Here is a 22942-nt window from a genome sequence, read left to right on the forward strand (position 1 = left end):
GGTGCCCTATCCACAGCAGGCCGGAATGGAAGCTGTCGCGCACGCGGCGCAGGGGCTCGCCCTGCCAGTACACCTCCCCGCCGTCCGGGCGCGCCAGCCCGGTCAGCAGGCGCAGCAGGGTGGTTTTCCCCGCGCCGTTGCCGCCGGTGACCTGCACCCACTCCCCGGCCTCCACGGTGAACGACAGCCCGCGAAACAGCGTCCTCTCGTCCCGCTCGCAGTACAGATCTCTGGCTTCAAGCATCATTGTCATTGCGCATATTCAGGTTGATATGGCGTATAAACACCGGTCAGGCTTTCCAGGAAGGCGACGATATCGTCAATATCGTTTTGCGGCAGATCGGTGCCAACCTGGTAACGCAGCATCAGTTTTACCGCGCCATCCAGCGTCGGTACGTCGCCCCGATGGAAATAAGGCGCCGTTAACGCGACGTTGCGTAAGCCCGGGACTTTTTGCCGTAATTTATCGCGAACCTCTTTGGTGACGTTCATACGACCAATATCCGCTGCGGTAATTTCGCCAAAATTAAAGTCTCGCTTTAATCCCAATGGTTCAAAAGAGCGCCCGCCTAAAATGATACCGCCGTGACAGGTTGCACATTTATTTTCTTTAAATAATTGATAACCGTGTTTCTGTTGCGCAGTCAGCGCATTTTCATCTCCACGTAGCCATTTATCAAAGGCGGAATCCGGCGTTATCAACGTTTTTTCAAATTCGGCGATCGCATCAGTAATATTTTCCCCGGTAAATCCTTGCGGATAAACCGCCTGGAAATCTTTTTTCAGGACAGGATCTTTATCAAGCTTGCTAATAATTTCATCCCAGGATTTAGAAGCCATTTCAATAGGATTTAACGGCGGTCCGCCTGCTTGCTCCTGCAGAGTTGCAGCACGACCATCCCAAAATTGTTCGATATTAAATACGGAGTTGAATACCGTCGGCGCATTTATTGGTCCTACCGCACCGCCAACGCCAATTGAGGTTTTTCTGCCATCGACACCGCCCGCATTTAACGCGTGACAATGCGCACAGGATATTGTGCTGTCGCCGGATAAACGTTCATCATGATAAAGACGGAAACCTAAGTCGACTTTTTTCGCATCGACGGGAATATTGCGCGGAATAGGCTGAACGGGTTCATTCCGGTGCGCGGCGTCGGTATCGGCGCTGGCATAGTTGCGCTCACGTTGATCGGCTATCCAGTTCAGGATGTCAGTACGCTCTTTATCGCTGACGCCCCCCGCCCAGTGCAGCGCGACATAGCGGGTTGGCGGCATAGTCTGATGTTGCATAACCCATTCAATTTTATTCAGTTCGCTTTGCGGCACCGGCGTATCCGCAATCAGGGCGGCCCGTACCGCCTCCAGGTTAAACGATTTGTAGCCAAGCTGGATATCGTAATCCATTAGCTGCTTCGCCACCGGAAAAGAGGAATAAAAAGGTAATTCAGCGGAAGGCGTATGACAATAATCACATCCTTTCTCCCTGAAATAACCCAGTATTTTATTATTTTCACCCACAACCGAGGCCTGCACATCGCTTTTTTTACTGCGCTGTTTGTCGTAATACCATACATACCCGGACAAACCTAAATAACATAACAGCCCAACGGTGATAACCGTTGTCGCATAGAGGGTAATTTTTTTCATATCACTATCCTTATGGGGTATTGCGGCATGATTAATTAAATTTTATTTTTTTACTCATGAGGCCCGTCAATACTAAATACAAACCCATCATGGATATTGATTGGTATCAATAATTACAATTGGCTAAACCTATAGATATGATAACCCCCGACTATCGTAAGATTTATTTTGCGATGCCCGTCACAGGGTTTATTCAGCCGCAACAATGGATAAATCCTCTTTTCCGTCATCAAAACGAACGATAGCCAACAATAATTGACTTAACGCAGCATAAAAGCCATATGGATCATGCTTAAGGCAATTATTCGTAAATTCCGGAAGCCATTCCAGTAATGACGACAATGTTTTCTGGCGTAATTTATTCATTCTCCGTTGTTGGAACGATTCACCCAATGAAAAATGTAAATGGCTGAGTAACTCCAGATAAATCGCAAGGTGGTCGGTCGGCTCTTTAAAATCGTCGTTGACTTCCATCCCGGCTTCAAGCAATAAATGTTTAATCATGCCGGGTTCCTGCTGCGGGTATTGCGAGGCGTAGGGCAAGGCCGATTTTTTATCCGTCATCAGGAACAATCCGCAAAAATCTGCGGCCAGCTCCAGCTGCGCATCCTGGCGCAGGCTAAGCGCGGCAATTTTTTGTTCGAGTAACGCCACCGACGCCGCCAGCGCAGGCTGACGCTTTAACAGCGCCAGCCAGTCCGCGATCTCCGCGGACTGTAATTGTATTAACCCTTCATCATCCACTTCCCGGAAAAAGAGTAACGCCAGCCATGCATATACGCAGGCGTACTGTTCCTGAGCAAGCGCTGGCTGCTTAATCATGCGGATTCCCCTGCGATGCGGGTACATATTCACACTGCGCGACCATCTCGACCGGACCGTTAAACGCCGTGACGTTATCAATAGGGCCGGTATATTTTTCAATTTCCACCAGCGTCGTATGCGCGCTGGTCGCCTGCGCGAGCTGTGATGTACCGATATCCAGCGTTAATACGTTAGGGTTGCCGTACTTACACAACGCATTGATGTCGCCGCCTTTATCAGGATCGTACCAGGCGCCTTCATGAATTCGCGCCACGCCAGGCGCATAGCGATCGGAAACCACCGCCCCCGCCAGTACCTGCCCGCGTGCATTGAATACCCGCACGATGTCACCGTTGCGGATCCCGCGCGCGCTGGCATCCTGTGGGTTAATAAAGACCGGTTCCTTGCCGCCAACGGCATATTGCTGACGCAGCGTTTCCGACTCGCACAGTTGGGAATGCAGACGGAAATCAGGGTGGACGGATTGTAAGTGCAGCGGCCAGCGCTGCGATCCCGGCCCGCCATGCGAGCGTTCGATTTTTTCGAACCACATGGGATGGCCCTGACAATCGTCGTATTGCATGTCGGCGATCGTTTTGGAGTAAATCTCGATCAAACCGCTTGGCGTGCCCAACGGCTCCAGGTCCGGATCTTCACGGAAAGCCTGATGGCGCACAAACATCTGCGGATGATCAAACTCGATGTACTCCTGTTGATTCCAGAACACCTCGAAAGTCGGTAAGTGGATACCGCGACCTTTTCCCTGCTGGCTCCCTTCCTGCCAGATGCGTTTCAGCCAGCCCATTTCATCAAGACCTTCCGTGAATGCCGCTTCACGGTTAAAGCGTCGGCAGAGATCGCGGAAAATATCAAAGTCGTTACGCGCTTCAAACTGCGGCGACACCACCTGTTTCATGGCGATAATGCCGCGGTTAGAGTGGTTGCCGAACTGATCGAGGTCGTTACGCTCAAATTGGGTGGTAGTCGGCAAAACGATATCCGCAAAACGGCAGGTCGACGTCCACTGGTTATCAATAGCGATGACCGTTTCCAGCTTGCGCCACCCTTCAATTATGCGGTTAATTTGTTGGTGTCGGTGGAACGGGTTGGTCCCGGCGAACACGCACATCTTCAGCGGCGGTAATTTAACCGATTTGCCGTTCCAGTTAATGACCTTGCCCGGTTCAAGAATGGCATCCATAAAACGCGCAATAGGAATGGTGCTGCTGTAGCCTTTGTAATCCGTGCTGTCGTGTACTGGCGGAACGGTCGTCGAACCGGAAAAGCCGCTTAAAATGATCCCTTTACGACCAGGCGTCCCGGCGCCGTTGTAGTGCCAGCCAAAACCAAAGCCGCCGCCCGGTAAACCAATCTGTCCCAGCATTGCCGCCAGCACGACGACCATCCATGACCACTGTTCGCCATGCTGCATACGTTGTACGCACCAGCCAGCGATGATTTGCGTTCTGTCGCCCGCCATCTGCCGCGCCAACGCGCGGATGGTGTCGGCGTCAATACCGCACAGTTTTTCCGCCCAGGCGGCATCTTTGGGCTGTCCATCTTTTTCGCCCAGCAAATAGGGGAGGAACTGGTCAAAACCGACGCAGTAGTTATCGAGGAAATTTTTATCGTACAGTTTCTCACTGTACAGGGTATGCGCCAGCGCCAGTTGTAACGGGACATCCGTCTGCGGGTTAATGGCGATATGTTTGACCTTATCGCGCCCCAGATAATCGTGCGTGGAGGTGACGACCGGGTCGATGCTGATGACCGAGATAGCGCCGCTGGCAACCTTCTCTTTTAATTGTTCATAGTACTGATAGACATCGTGATCCGGGCACCACCAGTTTGCCTGCTGGTTTTTCACCATATCAGAACCCCATAGCACAATCGTTTTACTGTTCTGTAAAACCAGAGGCCATGACGTTTGCTGCTCGTACACTTCCATTGAACCCACCACGCGCGGCAAAATCACCTGCGCCGCGCCGGTCGAATAGTCCCCTCCCGTGCTGACGCTATTGCCATGTAGCGCAATCGCGCGCGCCAGCATCCCGGAGGCGTTATGGAACATGCCGGTAGATTGCCAGCCGCTCGCCGTCAGTAACGCGCTCGGCCCGTAGGTTTTTTGCACCCGCTCCAGTTCCTGATAGAACAGATCCAGCGCTTCATCCCAGGAGACGCGCACAAAACGATTATCGCCGCGCTGCGAGGTGTCGCTTTGATGACCTTTGCGCATCCAGTCGACGCGCACCATCGGATAGCGAATACGCGCCGCGTTGTGGACGTGATCGGGCAGACCGGCGATCATTTTGGACGGGTATTTATCCTGTTCAAACGGTTTTGCCGCCACAAATCGACCGTCAACCACCGTGGCGCGAATCGCCCCCCAGTGAGAGCCGGTAAGGATACCCTCTTTCGTCGCGGCGCCTGGTGCAACGGCATCCGCCGCGCGGGCGCTACGGGGCGTCAGTAGTGACGGCCCCAGCATTCCTGCCACCGTCAAGCCGCCAAGCTGCGCCAGAAAACGTCGACGAGAGACGTGTAACGAGTCCTTATTTTTCATTGTGTTCTCCCTTATCGCTGTGCGGCGTGTTGGTGGTATCAGACGCATTCATCTGGAGATATTTCAACAAGGTACGTTCTTCACGCTTATCCAGACTGGTGAAACCGATCATGCCGTTGAGCGTGCCGATCCAGCCGTTAGCGTCAAAGTGCGCTTTGTCCGGCGCGCCGTGACACTGATTACAGGTGCCGTTATAGAGGGAGTCGGCATAGGCCCAAATCGGTTTAATGTCATTTACCATGTCGCCTTTTTGCATCCACGCGGTTGCCTGTAATTTGCTCCACTGAGTATTGGTCGCCGCGACGGTGGTCTCTTCCAGCGTTTTCACATGCTGTTGCACATCGCCGCGAATCGAGGCGACAAAAATACGTTTACCGGGCAACTGCGTCAGCACGCGCTGGCGACCGTCCGTCTCCGTCCAGCCTTCGATTTGCACTTGCAGCCAGTCACCGTCCCGTTTAAGGACTTTCACTTCAGAAGCAGGTAACAACGAACCTGCCGGTTCTTTATCGCCTTTAGCGGCGTAAATCGGCTTGATATCCAGCGAATAGAGCGTATCGCCGTCATTATGCGTACTGGCGCTGGCGCGCAGTTCATCAAACTGTTTGCGGAAACCGCTGCTCATATCCGGTAGCTGGTGGGCAATCCCTTTATGACAGTCGATGCAGGATTGATTTTCTTTCGCGGCGATTTTCATTTGCCGCGCCGCTTCCGGGTTCTGTTTCGCGTGATCCATCGCATCGTAGTTATGGCAGGAACGACAGGTCGCGGAGTTATTCTCTTTCATGCGCGCCCATTCACGCTCGGCAAGCTCGGCGCGTTTGGCTTCAAATTTTTCCGGGGTATCAATCGAGTGGGCGATAAATGTCTGGTAAAGATCGTTGCTGGCTTCCAGCTTACGTTTCACCATGCCTGGAATATCAGGGGGGATATGGCAATCGTGGCATTCCGCGCGTACGCCGGAAGCGTTCTGGAAATGTACGGACTGTTTATATTCCTGATACACCGGCTGCATACTATGGCAGCTGACGCAAAACTCTGTCGTACTGGTCAGTTTGATACCGACGTGAGGTAACACGATCAGCGCAACGCCGATCACAATCCCGACAATGACCAGCGCCAGTATCGACCAACGGGCGCTTGGCCTGAGTAGCGCTCTCCAGAGTTTTCGCATAATAGCCCCTGTAATTATATGGTTTAATGCGCAGATCTTATTCCGCAAATATGAACAGCGTCACTGGCCAGGATGAACGGGATACGGCAATATATGAACAGATATGAACAGAAAGAGACCGCGCGCAGGATGTCACATCACATTGTTATTGTTGAGGATGAACCTGTTACTCAGGCCAGATTACAGGCCTATTTTGAGCAGGAGGGATATCGCGTTTCGGTGACCGACAGCGGCGCGGGCCTGCGCGACATCATGGAGCATGAGCACGTTTCGCTGATCCTGCTGGATATCAACCTCCCCGATGAAAACGGGTTGATGCTGACCAGGGCGCTACGCGAACGCTCCACGGTGGGCATTATTCTGGTGACGGGGCGTTGCGACCAAATTGACCGCATCGTCGGGCTGGAGATGGGCGCGGACGACTACGTCACCAAGCCGCTGGAACTGCGCGAGCTGGTAGTACGGGTGAAAAATCTTTTGTGGCGCATCGATCTGGCCCGCCCCACGCCGCAAAATGCCAGTGAAAACTGCTATATGTTTTCCGGTTACTGCCTGAACGTGATGAATCACACGCTGGAGCACAATGGTGAAGCCATTAAGCTTACGCGCGCGGAGTACGAGCTACTGCTGGCCTTTGTGACCAACCCAGGCAAAGTGCTGCATCGCGAACGCCTGCTGCGAATGCTTTCCGCCCGCCGCGTAGAGACTCCGGATCTCCGCACGATTGATGTCCTGGTTCGCCGCTTACGCCATAAAATTACGCCGGAGCTGCTGGTCACACAGCATGGCGAAGGCTACTTTTTAGCCTCGGAGGTGTATTGATACAGATAGACGGGCCGAAATCCCGGAGGCGATAGCGAACGGCGAACGCGCGCGCTGTCGGCGTTGTTATGCGTCAAAATAAGTACCGGCGGGCTGATATTTTCAGGCACCGGTTGCCCCTGTAAGACCTTAATCGACTGCGTTATCGCTAATTCTCCCTGCCAGGCCATCTGATCGCTGAGCGCCATCAGGATATGGCCGCGTTTTAAACCGCGATAAACCTGATGCGTCAGATAAAATGAGACGATCGTGAGCGGAGTCGTCAAATTTCGCCCTTCGCCCATCGCCGCCTCCGCCGCTATCGCCGACCCGGCGACCACATTGGCGTCCGGATGACGCTCCAGCATTTCCTGGAGTAAGTTTCGCTGCACTTCAATGTCGTTATCGCCCCAGGCGATATCCACAATGTTGATGGCGCTGCCTTTAATTGCCTGACGAAAACCCGCCACCATCTCCTGACTGCCGCCGGCTTCTTCCGGCCCCGGGAAGAGTAAAACGTTAAGGGCTTTTCCTTTGCTCCACTGCACCAGGAAACGTCCCGGCAGATAACCCATCTGAAACCACGGCAGACCAACGCGGGTTGCGACGCTGGCATCGTGAATCATGTTCACCAGTTCAATAACCGGCACATTACCGGCATACCGTTCCAGTTCCGGGAAACGATCGGTACTGCTGCCAAGCAGAATAGCGTCGGCGCCCCACTCCCGGCATTGCATCATTTGCTGTTGTTGCGTCGCCAGTTGCCGATAGCCATTCGCTTCCAGCACTTTTAAATCAACGCCATACAATTTGGCCGCTTTTTGCATCCCGTAGTTGACGGACAACCAGTAAGAATCTTTCAGGCTGGGGTATAATGCGCACAGTTTCCAGGGCTTACTCGCATTGACTGACGTTTGCCGCCAGGGAATCGCCCGATCGGCGCACGTCCAGTGTAGCAGTCCGGTTTCGGCTGACGCCGTTTCTACATTCGAGACGATGATTATCAAAAAAAAGAACGAAATAAGCGCGCGCATGATAGCCCCACCAGCAACAAGGTTTTATCCTAATGGTTTTTCCGGCGGCAACTCAACCCATTTCACCCGCGGCGCATAAATGTCAACGCCTTCACTGACCCGCAGATTATGGCTGGCCTTCGCCCTGATGGCGACACTAACCCTGCTCAGCACCGTGATCGGCTGGATAAGCCTGCGCGTCATTAGTCAGGTGGAGCAAACCAATACGCAAGCGCTGCTCCCGACGATGAATATGGCCAGGCAGTTAAGCGAAGCCAGCGCTTACGAGCTCTTTTCCGCGCAAAATCTGACCAATGCCGACAGTGAGGGCGTTTGGCTGGCGCAGGGGAAGATGCTGAAAGCGCAAAGCCTTAAAATTAACCATCTTTTGCAGGCATTAAGCGAGCAGGGATTTAATACCTCGGCCATCGCCCGGCAAGAAAAAGAGATTGCGCAAACGCTTGGGCAACAGGGAACGCTGGTCGGTGAAATTCTCACGCTGCGCGCACAGCAACAGCAGTTAAGCCGCCAGATTGCGGAGGCGGCGGAAAGCATTGCCGCCCAGGCTCACGGTCAGGCCAATAATGCCGCGACATCTGCGGGCGCCACCCAGGCCGGTATTTACGATCTTATCGAAAGCGGTAAAGGGGACCAGGCTGAACGCGCGCTTGACCGATTGATTGATATCGACCTTGAGTATGTGAATCAGATGAATGAGCTGCGGGTCAATGCCCTGCGGTTTAAGCAGCTCATTGTGACCTTAAAAGACGCGCAAGGGCTGAGCGATGCCGAGGACACCGATGAAAAACTTAATCAGTTGGTTAAAATTTTATCCCGCCGCCAGCAGCGTATAGAAGATCCTACCGTTCGCGCCCAAATCGCCGACGCGCTGGAGAAAATAAACCAGTACACCACACTAGTTACCCTGTTTCGTAAGGAAAACGCCATCCGCGACCAGCTTCAAACGCTCATGGCCAATAACCTCTTTCAGTTTACCCGCTTCAGTACGGAAGTGTCGCAGTTGGTGAACGCCATCGAAAAACGAAACGAGGCTGGGTTAGCGCGTCTTACACACGCCAGTCAGCGTGGGCAAATAGGGTTAGTGATCTTAGGTATCCTGGCGCTGTGCTCATTAAGTTTTATTCTTTGGCGAGTGGTTTACCGTTCCGTATCCCGCCCGCTGGCGCAACAAACGCAGGCCTTACAGCGGTTACTGGAGGGCGATATTGACTCACCGTTTCCGGAGGCGGCTGGCGTCAGCGAACTGGATACCATCAGCCGTCTGATGGAAGCGTTTCGCGCCAACGTGCGCAAATTAAACCGCCATCGTGAGGATTTGGCGGAACAGGTGCGATCGCAAACGGCGGAGCTTCATGCGCTGGTGCTGGAACACCGGCAGGCGCGCGCCGAAGCGGAAAAGGCCAACGAGGCGAAATCGACGTTCCTTGCCGCCATGAGCCATGAAATTCGCACGCCGCTTTACGGCATTCTCGGTACGGTACAATTGCTGGCCGATAAACCGCTCATGGCAAACTACCGCGACGATTTACAGGCCATTAATGATTCAGGCGAATCGCTACTGGCGATTCTTAACGATATTCTGGATTACTCGGCGATTGAAGTAGGCGGCACCAACGTTTCTATTAGCGAGGAGCCGTTTGAACCGCGACAATTGTTGAATAGCGCGCTGCATTTAATGCACAGCCGCGTGCAGGTGGCGCTCATCGCCGACTTTAGCGAGCAACTCCCCTCCACGCTACAAGGCGATCCGCGCCGGATACGTCAAATTGTGATTAATCTTTTAAGTAATGCGGCGAAATTTACCGATCGCGGCAGCATAGTGCTGCGCACGTTTTGCGACGATCAGAGCTGGTTTATTGAGGTTGAAGATACCGGGTGCGGTATCCCTGAAGCAAAGCTGACGGCTATTTTCAAACCGTTTGTGCAGGCGACAGGACGCCGGGGCGGGACGGGCCTGGGGCTGGCTATCAGCGCCAGCCTGGCAGAAGCGATGGGCGGGACGCTAACCGTCACCAGTACGCTTCATGTTGGCAGTTGTTTTCGCTTACAACTGCCGGTTCGCCACCCCAAACCCGCAAGCAAAAATGCGTTCAGGGAACCGATAAATCTTAACGGACTACGCCTGTTGCTGATTGAAGATAATATGCTGACGCAGCGTATTACCGCTGAAATGCTCACGGGTAAAGGGGTGAAGGTCTCAGTAGCTGAAAGCGCGAATGACGCGCTACGCTGTTTAGCTGAAGGCGAGTCCTTTGATGTGGCGCTGGTGGATTTTGATTTACCGGATTATGACGGCTTAACCCTGGCGCAGCAGTTGATGAGCCTGTATCCCGCCATGAAACGCATTGGTTTTAGCGCGCATGTGATAGACGATAATCTTCGTCAGCGTACCGCCGGTCTTTTTTGCGGGATTATTCAAAAGCCCGTTCCCCGCGAGGAGCTTTACCGCATGATAGCGCACTATTTACAGGGCAAATCTCACAATGCGCGGGCGATGCTGAATGAACATCAGCTTGCCGGCGATATGGCGTCTGTCGGCCCGGAAAAGCTCCGGCAATGGGTCGCGTTATTCAAAGACAGCGCGCTGCCTTTAGTCGAGGAGATCGAGGCGGCGCGCGCCATGAATGACGACGTTAACATTAAGCGGCTGGCGCATAAATTAAAAAGCGGCTGCGCCAGCCTGGGGATGACGCAGGCAACCGAAGCCTGTCGGGAGCTGGAATTGCAACCGCTTAGCGATATAGATATTAAAACTATCGTGACGCAGGGAGTGACGGCGCTCGACGCATGGATAGCCAGTCATCCTTCGCCATAATAGCTTCCGGCTCGCCACGGCCAACTTATCCGACGCGTTTCACATCGCCCACTAACAGGATGTAAGACAGCGCACCCAGCAGAGCCACAACGGAGATATAGACCAGCGCCGGAGCAAAACCGTAGCTTTGCGCCAGATAACCAATCACTAACGGTACGCTAATCCCGCCCAACCCACCGATAAAGTTAAACATACCGCCGGTAAGGCCAATCAACCGCATCGGCGCAAGGGAAGAGATTAACGACCAGGTAATGGACGCAAATCCATTGCCGAAGAAAGCTATCGCCATCAATGCCATAATCCACAACGGATCGTTAGTGTAGTTAGCGCCCATAATGCACGTGGAGATGAGCAAACCGCAAATAATCGGCGTTTTGCGCGCCACGCCCAGCGAGAAGCCTTTTTTCACCAGTTTATCCGCCAGCCAGCCGGAGAGCAGTACGCCAAAAAAGGCAGCCAGGAACGGTACGGTCGTCATAAAGCCCGCTTTTAGCGCGGTAATGCCTTTTTCCTGGGTCAGATAATTAGGGAACCAGGTCAGAAAGAACCATAGCGTAGAGTTTACGGCGAACTGACCGAGGTAGACGCCCACCAGCTTACGATGGAACACCAGTTTCCAGTCGGCTTTCGTCAACGGCTGGCGGGCCTCTTTTTTCGCTGGCGCATCGCCATCCACCAGACCGCCGCCATCGCGAATATACTCCAGCTCCGCTTGGCTAAGGCTTTTCGTCAAACGCGGCGGTTGATAAACCTTAAACCAGACCAATGACCAGATAATCCCGATACCGCCGGTGACGATAAAGACCCAGTGCCAGCTCAGCATTTCCTGAATCCAGATCAGCAGCGGCGTAAGGAATGCCAGTCCGACGAACTGTCCGGAGGTGTAGAACCCGACTGCGGATGCGCGCTCATGCTCCGGAAACCAGCTAGTGACCATCCGGTTATTTGCCGGAAAGGCTGGTGCCTCGAAAATCCCGGTAATAGCGCGCAGGCCGATAAGCGACAATAGTCCCGTCGCAAATCCCTGCAATAGCGTCGCGACTGACCAGCCGAAGATAGCGATAAAATAGGTCAGCCGGGACCCAATACGGTCGAGAAACCAGCCGCCAGGGATCTGGCATAACGTATAGAGCCAGGCAAAAGCGGAGAAGACATAGCCCATTTCCGCTTTGGTAATGCCGAATTCTTTTTGAATATGCATGGAAGCCACGGCAAGGTTGGCGCGATCGACGTAGCAAATCACCACGGTAATAAAGATCATCACCAGCGTCAGATAGCGGCGACGCCCCGGCTGTGCTGCTGTAACTGAAATATCCATCGTCATCTGTCTCCAGATTCTGGGCATAGCGAGGCCGCTCACCATGCCCTGTAAATTACAGAGGGTGTGTTTTTATATTTAAATTGGGTTGCCCGGAGGGCGACGTTTGTTGAGCCTACAGCGTGGCGATCACCACTCGGCTACCGATCCGTCAGCGTGCCGCCACAACGGATTACGCCAGTCCGGCGCGCTTTTGCTAAGTTCAATCACCCTGGCCTCGTCAATGTCTACGCCAAGACCCGGTTTGGTTAAGGGTTTAAAGAAGCCGCCGTCCATGCTGAAGTCTTCTTTGTTTTTCACAAAGTCGAGCAGCTCCGCGCCCTTGTTATAGTGAATGCCCATGCTCTGCTCCTGGAATACCGCGTTGCGCGAAACAAAATCGATATGCAGGCAGGCAGCCAGGGCGATTGGACCCAGCGGGCAATGCGGTGCCAGCGCCACGTCATATGCTTCCGCCATTCCGGCGATTTTATAGCATTCGGTAATGCCGCCCGCGTGGGATAAATCCGGCTGTAGAATCGCCAGCCCGCCCGCGTCCAGCACGCGTTTAAATTCAAAACGCGAGAACATACGCTCGCCTGCGGCAATCGGAATATGCGTTTGCGCTGCCAGGCGCGGATAATATTCCGCCTGTTCCGCCAGCACCGGCTCTTCAATAAACAGCGGACGATAGGGTTCCAGTTCTTTAATCAGCACCTTAGCCATCGGCGCGCTAACGCGACCGTGGAAATCGAGCCCAAACTCAATTTCACTGCCGAAAGCTTCGCGGATTTGCGCCACGGTATTGACCGCCGCATCCACCGCACGGGAATTATCAATCACGCCCATCTCTTCACAGCCGTTCAGCTTGAAGGTGTCAAAACCAATACCGCGCAATTTTTCAATACCGTCAATGACGTCTGCCGGACGATCGCCACCCACCCAGCTATAGGCCTTGATTTTGTCGCGCACCAGGCCGCCCATGAGCTGCCAGACCGGCGCATTCAACACCTTGCCTTTGATATCCCACAATGCCTGGTCAATACCGGCGATGGCGCTCATCATAATCGGGCCGCCGCGATAAAAACCGGCCCGGTACATTACCTGCCACAGGTCGTTGATACGCGCCGGATCTTTCCCTATCAGGTAGTCGGCAAACTCATGTACTGCCGCCTCTACAGTACGTGCCCGACCTTCAATGACCGGCTCTCCCCAGCCAACCACGCCTTCATCCGTTTCGATTTTCAGGAACATCCAACGTGGAGGTAAACGGTACGTGGTGATGTGAGTTATTTTCATTTCACTGCCTCTCGATACGCATTAACAAATGCCGCAGCCTGCTGCGCGGTGCATTCAACGGATTGCCCGGCGCGATAGAGATCGCTACCCAGTCCCGCGCCCACACAGCCTGCTTTAATCCATTGCGCCAGGTTTTCCGGCGTCACGCCGCCGACGGCAAATAGCGGAACATCCGGCGGAAGTACCGCTTTCAGCGCGCTGATGTAGCCCGGACCAAACGCCGATGATGGGAAAATTTTTAACGCCTGTGCGCCAGCATCCAGCGCAGCAAAGGCTTCTGTTGCCGTGGCGCAGCCCGGACACACGGTCATGCCATAGCTCACTGCCCGGCGGATCACCTCCGGTTGGATATTTGGCGTGACGATCAGCTTGCAGCCCATCCCGGCAAGCTGGTCTACCTGTTCCGGTTTCAGTACGGTACCAGCGCCAATAAGCGCCCTGCCGCCATACGCCTTCACCACGGAAGAAATGCTTTTTTCCCACTGTGGGGAGTTAAGCGGAATTTCTATAGCGTCAAATCCCGCATCCACCACCGCGCCAACGTGCGCCAGGGCATCATCGGGCGTAATACCGCGTAAGATAGCGATGAGAGGGAGATTAGTTTGCCACTGCATGAGCGATGCTCCTTATTCCAGCCTGAAATGCCATGTCGCCATCCACGGTTGAAACATCACGCCCAATAGCACGAAACGCCTGTTGGTAACGTGAGATCAGCGCGGGTCCAGCGACGAGAGTGATAGCCTGTTGCGCCGCGAAGGATTCGCTCATGCTGGCGACTTCCGCGCCAATCAACAGGCCGGAGAGGAAGTCGCTGACCTGCTCACGCGCAAGATGTCCCAACACGTGCGAGGCGCGAACCTCAAAAAGAGAAGGCAGGACGGCAGGAGAATTAAGACCGCGCTCCAGCCCCGCGGCATAGGCGTCGCCAGAAGCTTCCTGTTCCGGCAAACCAGCCCCGACCAGCGAGTGACGCAGCAACAAGTGATGGAGTTCGCCTGTCATCACAGTACGAAAATCATGAATTTGTTGCGTATCAGTCTGTACCCATTTGCAATGCGTGCCGGGCATGACATAGACAGAAGAAGGAGAAAGTTCGCGGGCGCCAAGCAGTTGCGTCTCTTCGCCGCGCATCACGTTGTGGTTATCCTCGCGTGAGACACACAATCCGGGGATGATCCAGATGTTGTCGCCAACGGCGGTTAACTGTTCGCCAATAGCGGAGAACAGGGCGGGAACCGGCAGATAAGGCGCATTTTGCCAGCCTACGTTACTGCCGATCATGCCCGCCATTACCACGGGGGTGGCGCTGTTGCGCCAGTGTGTTGTGATTTCTGCTAACACCGCGTCAGGAGATTTACCGTTCAGGCGTGTAACGCCTGCTTCTGATTGCCTGCTCTCCAGGCATTTGTCGCCCTGGTAAAGCCAGGCGCGCAGATTGGTCGATCCCCAGTCAATTGCGATGTAGCGAGCTGTCATGTGATTTCCTTTAACCTTCGTGTCGAGCTGGCGATCATGGTTAATGCCGCCTGCTCTGCCGCATCGCCATCCTGATGCCGTATCGCATCGAATAGCGCCTTATGTTCCTGGAGCGTTTTCGGCATGTTGGCCGCATCGCCCATCCAGGTCCGTTCAAATACCGCTCGCTGTAGCGAGCTGATCGCTACATTTAACTGTTGCAGCACCGGGTTATGCACCGACTGCAACACTGCCTCGTGATAGCGAATATCCGCCTCGTTAAACGCTTCCCGGTCCTGGTTGTTGGCAATCATGTCGTTTAGCGCCGACTCAATTTCAGCCAGATCGCTTGATGTTGCCCGTTCCGCCGCCCAGCGTGCTATTGCTGGCTCCACCAGGTTTCGTATTTCGCTCATCGCGCTGATAAGCCTCGGGTCGTAGTCATTTTCCAGCACCCATTGCAGCACGTCGGTATCGAGATAATTCCACTGGTTACGCGGTGCGATAAACGCGCCGCGATAGCGCTTCATTTCAATTAGCCGCTTCGCCATAAGCGAACGAAACACTTCGCGAATGATGTTGCGCGACGTTTCAAACTCCTCGCACAGATCCGCTTCCGCTGGCAGCGCCGAACCGGGTACGTATTTACCGCTGACAATCTGTTTGCCCAGCGTGATAACGATGCGATCGGTTTTATTGAGAGTCATAGAGAGTCCTTGTGCTCGATGTGAACTCTCTTACTTTACCGCGATAGCTGAATTACGCCGCAATTTTGTAGTACTAGCGTGATATCAACCGTCGTTATCATGTCATTAATGTAGTACAACACAATTATGTTGTACTACAATTTAGATCACAAAAACAACAATTGGTTATGGGGACGTTATAAGACGTAAACGAAAGACATAAAAAAACCCGCAGCAAGTGCGGGTCGTTAAGCGCGTATTTGCCCGATGGCGACTATGCCTTATCGGGCGGGGAAATGGCCGGATGAGTGATCGGGGTTCAGCACAAATTTTTCAATCGCCCAGGCAACACCATCTTCAAGGTTCGATTTAGTCACAAAGTTAGCCACCTCTTTGACCGACGGAATGGCGTTGTCCATTGCCACGCCCATACCGGCGTATTCGATCATCGCAATGTCGTTTTCCTGATCGCCAATCGCCATCACCTCCTCTGGCTTAATACCCAGCGCCTCGGCCAGTGATTTTACGCCGGTGCCTTTATTAACCCGTTTATCGAGGATTTCAAGGAAGTACGGCGCGCTTTTCAGCACGGTATACTTTTCCTTCACCTCTGCCGGTATACGCGCAATCGCCCGGTCGAGAACGGCAGGCTCATCGATCATCATAACTTTCAGGAACTGGGTGTTCGGGTCCATCTTCTCCGCTTCACAAAATACCAGCGGAATGGTCGCCACATACGACTCATGCACCGTGTAGTAGCTGATATCGCGGTTAGCGGTATAAAGCGTATTTCGGTCTAATGCGTGGAAGTGAGAACCCACCTCACGGGACAGTTTTTCCAGGTAACGGTAGTCATCATAGCTGAGCGCCGTTTGCGCAACCGTACTGCCATCCCCTGCTTTCTGCACCAGCGCCCCGTTATAGGTGATGCAATAATCGCCGGGCTGTTCCATGTGAAGTTCTTTCAGGTAACTGTGCACACCCGCATACGGACGGCCTGTGGTCAGCACCACGTTTACCCCTTTTTCACGCGCAGCGGCAATCGCGTTTTTAACCGCCGGAGAAATGGTGTGATCGGGCAGCAGAAGGGTGCCATCCATGTCGATAGCAATAAGTTTGATAGCCATGAAATCCCCGCATTAAATGAGTCCTGACTCATGCTAACGCGATTCCGCTCAAAAAACAGTAAAGAATCCGAGAGAAAGGGGGATAAGATTCACAAACGGGATTCCCCTTTTCAGGCCGTATTCTCCCATCCTGATGTATTAGATAACCTCATTAATCAAACAGAAAATACCGTTTTTCTAAAAGAATGTGTATTGCTACTTTGGACATCATCACTTAGAGCCTAATGGGATTGGTTCTTAATCAGTAAAAATCAACAAAAACTTATATTTTAAAATAACCTTATCCGATGAGAAGGAGATCGCTAATGTCGATGGCCCTTACCGCCCCCCCAACCAGGAAAAGATTTTTAATCGTTGCCTGTCTGTTTATTGGAATATTTATTGCTTATCTCGATCGCGTTAATGTTTCGGTATTAGCCGCGAATGAACCCTTCTTAGCCTATATGGGTATTGAAGGTATGCCATTGCAAATCGGCATGATGATGACCGTCTTTCTGGCCGCTTATGGTATCGCTAACGTTGTATTATCACCGCTTGGCGATTATCTCGGCCCCAGAAAAGCAATGATGCTTTGTATTCTGATCTGGACTATCGCTTTAATGGTTGGCGGCGTAGCAACATCATTCGCTCTAATTATTATTTGCCGTATATTACTGGGCATCGGAGAGGGATTTTATTATCCACTGCAAAGCGTATTTATTAAAAACTGGTTCCCGAAGCAGGAGCGCGGCAGAGCAAACGCGGCGTGGATCGTCGGCCAGTCGGTGGCACCCGCCATTGCGATGCCTTTTTTCACCTGGTGGATAGGCACCCACGGCTGGCGTTCCAACTTCTTTTTATGCGCCGCTCTCGGGTTAATCCCACTCTGGCTACTCTGGCGATATGTTGCTGATAAACCAGAACAACATAAAAGTATCAGCGAACAGGAACTGGCTTATATCAAAGCCGGACAGGAAACGGAAAGCGCAGGCAACAGCGAAAGTTTTATGTTGCGGGTCAAACCGGTGATCACCAACTATTGCTACTGGTTGCTGGTGCTGTGGTACCTGTGCCTGCAATGCCTGTACTGGGGGATGATTACCTGGCTGCCGACCTATCTTAAATCAGCCAGAGGATTTAGCTGGGCGGAAATGGGCTGGCTGGCGTCGCTTCCCTTTGTCCTGTCAATATTTTCTAAAGCCGCTGCGGGGATCTTCGTCGATAAAATAGGACGCAGCGCCCCCATATTAATGGTATTAATGTTTTTCGCTGGCGTCAGTATCTATTTCGGTACCATAACCGAACATAAATATATGTCAGCAGTACTCCTCTCCTTTGCTGTTGCTTTCTGTACGATGGGTACGCCCGTTGCCTGGACGTTATTACAGGGAATGATACCCGGAAAATCTATTTCCGCCGCCAGCGGCGTAATGAACGGCGTCGCCAATGGACTCTCTTCATTATCTCCCGTATTTATCGGCTTATTTATTTCTATCACTGGAACTTATACCGGCGGCTTACTATGCCTGGTTTTTATCAGCGCTATCGCCGTGGTATCGGCATTAATCTTAACAATTAAAAAATATTAATTACGAGGAGTAAATGATGAAAATTACCAGCGTTGATATTATTGATGTGGCGAACGATTTTGCGTCCGCCACCAGCAAATGGCGTCCGGTGGTGGTAAAAATTAATACCGACGAAGGCATTTCCGGTTTTGGCGAAGTCGGGCTGGCTTACGGCGTCGGCGCCTCTGCGGGCATCGGCATGGCAAAAGATTTAGCCGCCATTATCATCGGCATGGACCCGATGAATAACGAAGCTATCTGGGAAAAGATGCTCAAAAAAACCTTCTGGGGGCAGGGCGGCGGCGGCATCTTTTCCGCGGCGATGAGCGGCATCGATATCGCGCTGTGGGATATCAAAGGCAAAGCGTGGGGCGTACCGCTGTATAAAATGCTTGGCGGCAAAAGCCGCGAGAAAATCAGAACCTACGCCAGTCAGCTACAGTTTGGTTGGGGGGACGGCAGCGATAAAGATATGCTGACCGAGCCGGAGCAGTATGCACAGGCGGCGCTGACCGCCGTCAGCGAAGGCTATGACGCAATAAAAGTGGATACCGTCGCAATGGATCGCCACGGCAACTGGAACCAGCAAAACCTCAACGGGCCTCTCACCGATAAAATCCTGCGTCTGGGCTACGACCGTATGGCCGCCATTCGTGATGCGGTCGGCCCGGACGTGGATATCATCGCCGAAATGCACGCCTTTACGGATACTACATCCGCAATTCAGTTTGGTCGCATGATAGAAGAACTGGGTATTTTCTACTACGAAGAACCAGTCATGCCGTTAAACCCCGGACAAATGAAACAAGTAGCTGATAAAGTTAATATTCCACTGGCGGCTGGCGAACGCATTTACTGGCGCTGGGGATACCGTCCTTTCCTGGAAAACGGCAGCCTGAGCGTTATTCAGCCCGATATCTGCACCTGCGGCGGCATTACCGAAGTGAAGAAAATCTGCGATATGGCGCACGTTTACGACAAAACGGTGCAAATCCACGTTTGCGGCGGGCCGATTTCCACAGCGGTGGCGCTGCATATGGAAATCGCAATCCCCAACTTCGTCATCCACGAACTGCACCGGTATGCGCTGCTGGAACCGAATACACAGACCTGTAAATACAACTATCTACCCAAGAACGGCATGTACGAAGTCCCGGAGCTTCCTGGTATCGGCCAGGAGCTGACCGAGGAAACCATGAAAAAATCACCAACCATCACCGTAAAATAAGCCAACTGTCTGCCTGCGCCGCAGGCAGACCCCCTGTATTTGCGAGTCGTATCAACACGACCTTATCCAGCCTGAGATAAAATCCTCTCTGTAAAGGGGTAAGACAGGTGGCAAATGAATTTAACTATCCGGCAATTTCGCGCGTTTCTGGCCGTCGCGGATTTGCGTAGTTTTACCGCCGCCAGCAAATATCTGTGCATCACGCAGGGCGCCGTTAGCGGTTTAATCAACGAAATGGAAAGCCAGATGGAGGTTTCCCTTTTCGACCGCACTTCGCGCGTGGTGAAGCTATCGCCCGACGGCGAAAAGTTTTTACCCGCCGCCATGCGGGTTGTTGAAGAGTTTCAACGGGCCGAAAATTATGCCCGCGACCTGAAAGAGATCAAAAAATCCCTGGTGCGGGTTGTTGGCGCGCCGCTGATCGCCTGTGCTTTTCTGCCGCAAATCATCCATGCCTTTAAGCGGCAGCATCCGCATACCCACGTACAGCTTATTGATAAGCCCATGTCGCAATTACAAAAAAGCATTATGCTGGGAGAAGCGGATTTCGGTATCGGCCCTGAGCGGCCGCTGGAACCGGAAATCGATAAACAAACGCTGTTCACAACGGAAATCGCCCTGTACTGCCATCCGGACTATCGGCTGCATAAAAAAACGGTTCGCTGGGAAGAGATTCAGAGCGAAGAGCTGATCGCCGTTGGCAACGAATCCATTCCGATGATCTCCGCGACCGCTGGCGTGCGCATTAAGCCCAAAATGACGGTGGAACATATGGCGACCGCCATGTCGCTGGCGGCGCAGTGTGAAGGCGTGGTGATCGCCGGAACCTTTTCCCGCCATTACGCCAAAAGCTACCAATTAGCGACCTGTTCGCTCACGCCTCCGCTGCGGCGCAATATGAACCTTTATTTCCATGCGTGGCGCGCACAAACGCCCGCCACGCAGCGCTTTAGAGATTTTTTATTTAGCTATGTCGATGAACATCATGATGCCCCGGCCAACCAGCGGTAGGCCGGGGATTAAGGCAGGTTAAATATCGATATTCGCTGCTTTCAGGGCGTTCTCTTCGATAAAGGCACGACGCGGCTCAACGGCGTCGCCCATCAGCGTGGTGAACAACTGATCGGCAGCAATCGCATCTTTAACGGTCACACGCAGCATACGGCGGCTTTCCGGGTCCATGGTGGTTTCCCACAGCTGATCCGGGTTCATTTCACCCAGACCTTTATAACGCTGGATAGCCAGACCGCGACGTGATTCTTTCACCAGCCACTCCAGCGCCTGCTCGAAGCTGGTTACCGGCTGGCGACGCTCGCCGCGTTCGATGAACGCGTCCTCTTCAATCAGACCGCGCAGCTTCTCGCCCAGCGTGCAGATACGACGATATTCCGCGCCGGTCACAAACTCGTGATCCAACGGATAGTCGGTATCCACGCCATGCGTACGCACGCGAACGATCGGCTCGAACAGATTCTGTTCCGTATTAGTATGAACATCGAACTTCCACTGGCTGCCGTGCTGCTCTTTCTCGTTCAGCTCGGTAATCAGCGCATTCACCCAGCGCGTTACAGTCTGCTCATCAGAAAGATCGGCTTCGGTCAGAGTTGGCTGATACACCAGCTCTTTGAGCAGCGCTTTCGGGAAGCGACGCTCCATACGACCAATCATTTTCTGCGTGGCGTTATATTCAGAGACCAGTTTTTCTAACGCTTCGCCGGATAGCGCCGGCGCATGGGCGTTCGCGTGCAGAGTCGCACCGTCAAGCGCGATGGAAATCTGGTACTGATCCATCGCTTCATCGTCTTTAATGTACTGTTCCTGCTTGCCTTTCTTCACTTTGTACAGCGGCGGCTGGGCAATGTAAACGTGGCCGCGTTCAACGATTTCCGGCATCTGACGATAGAAGAAGGTCAACAGCAGCGTACGGATGTGCGAGCCGTCGACGTCCGCATCGGTCATGATGATGATGCTGTGGTAACGCAGTTTGTCCGGGTTGTACTCGTCGCGACCGATACCGCAGCCCAGTGCGGTGATCAGAGTCGCCACTTCCTGAGAGGAGAGCATCTTGTCGAAGCGCGCTTTCTCGACGTTGAGGATTTTACCCTTCAGCGGCAGAATCGCCTGGTTCTTGCGGTTACGCCCCTGCTTCGCAGAGCCGCCCGCGGAGTCCCCTTCCACCAGGTACAGTTCGGACAGCGCCGGGTCGCGTTCCTGGCAGTCCGCCAGTTTGCCCGGCAGACCGGCTAAATCGAGCGCGCCTTTACGACGGGTCATTTCACGGGCGCGACGCGCCGCTTCACGCGCACGCGCGGCGTCGATAATTTTGCCGACGACAATTTTCGCGTCAGATGGGTTTTCCAGCAGGTATTCGCTCAGCAATTCGTTCATCTGCTGTTCTACCGCCGATTTCACCTCGGAAGAGACCAGCTTATCTTTGGTCTGCGAGGAGAATTTCGGGTCCGGCACCTTCACGGAAACCACCGCAATCAGACCTTCACGGGCATCGTCGCCGGTGGCGCTGACTTTGGCTTTTTTGCTGTAGCCTTCTTTGTCCATGTAGGCGTTCAGCGTGCGGGTCATCGCCGCACGGAAGCCTGCCAGGTGAGTACCGCCGTCGCGCTGCGGAATGTTGTTGGTAAAGCAGTAGATGTTTTCCTGGAAACCATCGTTCCACTGCAGCGCTACTTCCACGCCGATACCGTCTTTTTCGGTGGAGAAGTAGAAGATATTCGGGTGGATCGGCGTTTTATTCTTGTTGAGATATTCAACAAACGCCTTGATGCCGCCTTCGTAGTGGAAATGATCTTCTTTGCCATCGCGCTTGTCGCGCAGGCGGATAGAGACGCCTGAGTTCAGGAATGACAGTTCACGCAGGCGTTTCGCCAGGATCTCATATTCAAATTCAGTGACGTTGGTGAAGGTTTCGTGGCTCGGCCAGAAACGTACCATCGTACCGGTTTTATCGGTATCGCCAGTGACGGCCAGGGGTGCCTGCGGCACGCCGTGCTCGTAGATCTGACGGTGAATTTTGCCATCTCGCTGGATAACCAGTTCCAGTTTTTGCGACAGAGCGTTGACTACCGAGACGCCCACGCCGTGCAGACCACCGGAGACTTTATAGGAGTTATCGTCAAATTTACCGCCCGCGTGCAGAACGGTCATGATCACTTCCGCCGCCGAGACGCCTTCTTCCGGGTGAATCCCGGTCGGAATGCCACGGCCATCATCCGTTACGGACACGGAGTTATCGGCGTGAATAGTCACGACGATATCTTTACAGTGACCTGCGAGCGCTTCGTCGATAGCGTTATCTACCACCTCGAATACCATGTGGTGCAGACCGGTGCCGTCATCCGTGTCGCCGATATACATACCCGGGCGCTTACGCACCGCATCCAGCCCTTTCAGGACTTTGATACTGGAGGAGTCATAAGAATTCGACATCAACGTTTCTCGCTCATT

General features: G+C 53.3%; 18 protein-coding genes. 5 read left to right on the forward strand and 13 right to left on the reverse strand.

What is annotated here, in order from left to right:
* The 5 genes from J4645_RS21215 to torC all read right to left on the reverse strand — a co-directional run.
* Positions 1 to 244, reverse strand: a 244-nt coding sequence (locus J4645_RS21215; protein ID WP_031617863.1) for an ATP-binding cassette domain-containing protein, incomplete at its 3' end; no start/stop codon positions are given.
* A 5-nt stretch (positions 245 to 249) separates the two neighbouring features.
* The gene (locus tag J4645_RS21220; RefSeq protein WP_000724469.1) at positions 250 to 1650 is read right to left on the reverse strand and encodes a cytochrome-c peroxidase; all 1401 of its coding nucleotides are present in this window, start codon (positions 1648 to 1650) and stop codon (positions 250 to 252) included.
* A gap of 189 nt (positions 1651 to 1839) precedes the next feature.
* On the reverse strand, positions 1840 to 2472 hold the full coding sequence (gene torD / locus J4645_RS21225) for a molecular chaperone TorD (protein ID WP_000595421.1): 633 nt from the start codon (positions 2470 to 2472) through the stop codon (positions 1840 to 1842).
* On the reverse strand, positions 2465 to 5017 hold the full coding sequence (torA, locus tag J4645_RS21230) for a trimethylamine-N-oxide reductase TorA (protein WP_001636163.1): 2553 nt from the start codon (positions 5015 to 5017) through the stop codon (positions 2465 to 2467). The genes torD and torA overlap by 8 nt, the downstream gene beginning before the upstream one ends.
* Complete coding sequence (torC, locus tag J4645_RS21235; RefSeq protein ID WP_001230254.1) at positions 5007 to 6191, reverse strand: pentaheme c-type cytochrome TorC; 1185 nt, start codon at positions 6189 to 6191, stop codon at positions 5007 to 5009. The genes torA and torC overlap by 11 nt, the downstream gene beginning before the upstream one ends.
* A gap of 129 nt (positions 6192 to 6320) precedes the next feature.
* On the opposite strand from torC, the gene torR reads away from it, so the two are divergent.
* The gene (gene torR, locus J4645_RS21240; RefSeq protein WP_001562512.1) at positions 6321 to 7013 is read left to right on the forward strand and encodes a two-component system response regulator TorR; all 693 of its coding nucleotides are present in this window, start codon (positions 6321 to 6323) and stop codon (positions 7011 to 7013) included.
* On the opposite strand, the gene torT is transcribed toward torR, so the two are convergent.
* Positions 6986 to 8026, reverse strand: a complete 1041-nt coding sequence (torT, locus tag J4645_RS21245) for a TMAO reductase system periplasmic protein TorT (RefSeq protein ID WP_023208229.1) — start codon at positions 8024 to 8026, stop codon at positions 6986 to 6988. The genes torR and torT overlap by 28 nt on opposite strands.
* A gap of 79 nt (positions 8027 to 8105) precedes the next feature.
* Between torT and torS the strand changes: the two genes are divergently transcribed.
* Positions 8106 to 10841 carry a TMAO reductase system sensor histidine kinase/response regulator TorS gene (gene torS / locus J4645_RS21250; RefSeq protein ID WP_023214831.1) on the forward strand — a complete coding sequence of 912 codons (2736 nt, stop codon included), beginning with the start codon at positions 8106 to 8108 and terminating at the stop codon, positions 10839 to 10841.
* Between the two features lie 25 nt (positions 10842 to 10866).
* Here torS and J4645_RS21255 read toward each other — a convergent pair whose 3' ends face one another.
* The 6 genes from J4645_RS21255 to yidA form a co-directional block, all read right to left on the reverse strand.
* Positions 10867 to 12204, reverse strand: a complete 1338-nt coding sequence (locus J4645_RS21255; RefSeq protein WP_000253524.1) for an MFS transporter — start codon at positions 12202 to 12204, stop codon at positions 10867 to 10869.
* Positions 12205 to 12288: 84 nt separating this feature from the next.
* Positions 12289 to 13437 carry a galactonate dehydratase gene (dgoD, locus tag J4645_RS21260; RefSeq protein ID WP_000704735.1) on the reverse strand — a complete coding sequence of 383 codons (1149 nt, stop codon included), beginning with the start codon at positions 13435 to 13437 and terminating at the stop codon, positions 12289 to 12291.
* Entirely contained in the window at positions 13434 to 14051 is a 618-nt protein-coding gene (locus J4645_RS21265) for a 2-dehydro-3-deoxy-6-phosphogalactonate aldolase (protein ID WP_001636174.1), read from the reverse strand. The genes dgoD and J4645_RS21265 overlap by 4 nt, the downstream gene beginning before the upstream one ends.
* The gene (locus J4645_RS21270) at positions 14035 to 14913 is read right to left on the reverse strand and encodes a 2-dehydro-3-deoxygalactonokinase (protein WP_001533869.1); all 879 of its coding nucleotides are present in this window, start codon (positions 14911 to 14913) and stop codon (positions 14035 to 14037) included. The genes J4645_RS21265 and J4645_RS21270 overlap by 17 nt, the downstream gene beginning before the upstream one ends.
* Positions 14910 to 15599 (reverse strand): D-galactonate utilization transcriptional regulator DgoR, encoded by a 690-nt coding sequence (dgoR, locus tag J4645_RS21275; protein WP_000174317.1) that lies wholly within the window; start codon positions 15597 to 15599, stop codon positions 14910 to 14912. Before dgoR ends, J4645_RS21270 begins: the two co-directional genes overlap by 4 nt.
* Before the next feature lie 260 nt (positions 15600 to 15859).
* Positions 15860 to 16705, reverse strand: a complete 846-nt coding sequence (gene yidA / locus J4645_RS21280; RefSeq protein WP_000985570.1) for a sugar-phosphatase — start codon at positions 16703 to 16705, stop codon at positions 15860 to 15862.
* A gap of 305 nt (positions 16706 to 17010) precedes the next feature.
* Here yidA and J4645_RS21285 point away from each other — a divergent pair, with 305 nt between their 5' ends.
* The 3 genes from J4645_RS21285 (at position 17011) to J4645_RS21295 (ending at position 20491) form a co-directional block, all read left to right on the forward strand.
* Positions 17011 to 18273, forward strand: a complete 1263-nt coding sequence (locus tag J4645_RS21285) for an MFS transporter (protein ID WP_000061262.1) — start codon at positions 17011 to 17013, stop codon at positions 18271 to 18273.
* 13 nt (positions 18274 to 18286) lie between these two features.
* Positions 18287 to 19480 (forward strand): mandelate racemase/muconate lactonizing enzyme family protein, encoded by a 1194-nt coding sequence (locus tag J4645_RS21290; protein ID WP_023197151.1) that lies wholly within the window; start codon positions 18287 to 18289, stop codon positions 19478 to 19480.
* Between the two features lie 114 nt (positions 19481 to 19594).
* Positions 19595 to 20491, forward strand: coding sequence for a LysR family transcriptional regulator (locus tag J4645_RS21295; RefSeq protein ID WP_001054589.1), 897 nt, complete (start codon positions 19595 to 19597; stop codon positions 20489 to 20491).
* Positions 20492 to 20509: 18 nt separating this feature from the next.
* On the opposite strand, the gene gyrB is transcribed toward J4645_RS21295, so the two are convergent.
* Entirely contained in the window at positions 20510 to 22924 is a 2415-nt protein-coding gene (gene gyrB / locus J4645_RS21300) for a DNA topoisomerase (ATP-hydrolyzing) subunit B (RefSeq protein ID WP_000072047.1), read from the reverse strand.
* Positions 22925 to 22942: the final 18 nt, after the last annotated feature.

Source organism: Salmonella sp. 32082101201600294FB01SM01, assembly GCF_017572865.1.
Taxonomy (GTDB): domain Bacteria; phylum Pseudomonadota; class Gammaproteobacteria; order Enterobacterales; family Enterobacteriaceae; genus Salmonella; species Salmonella enterica.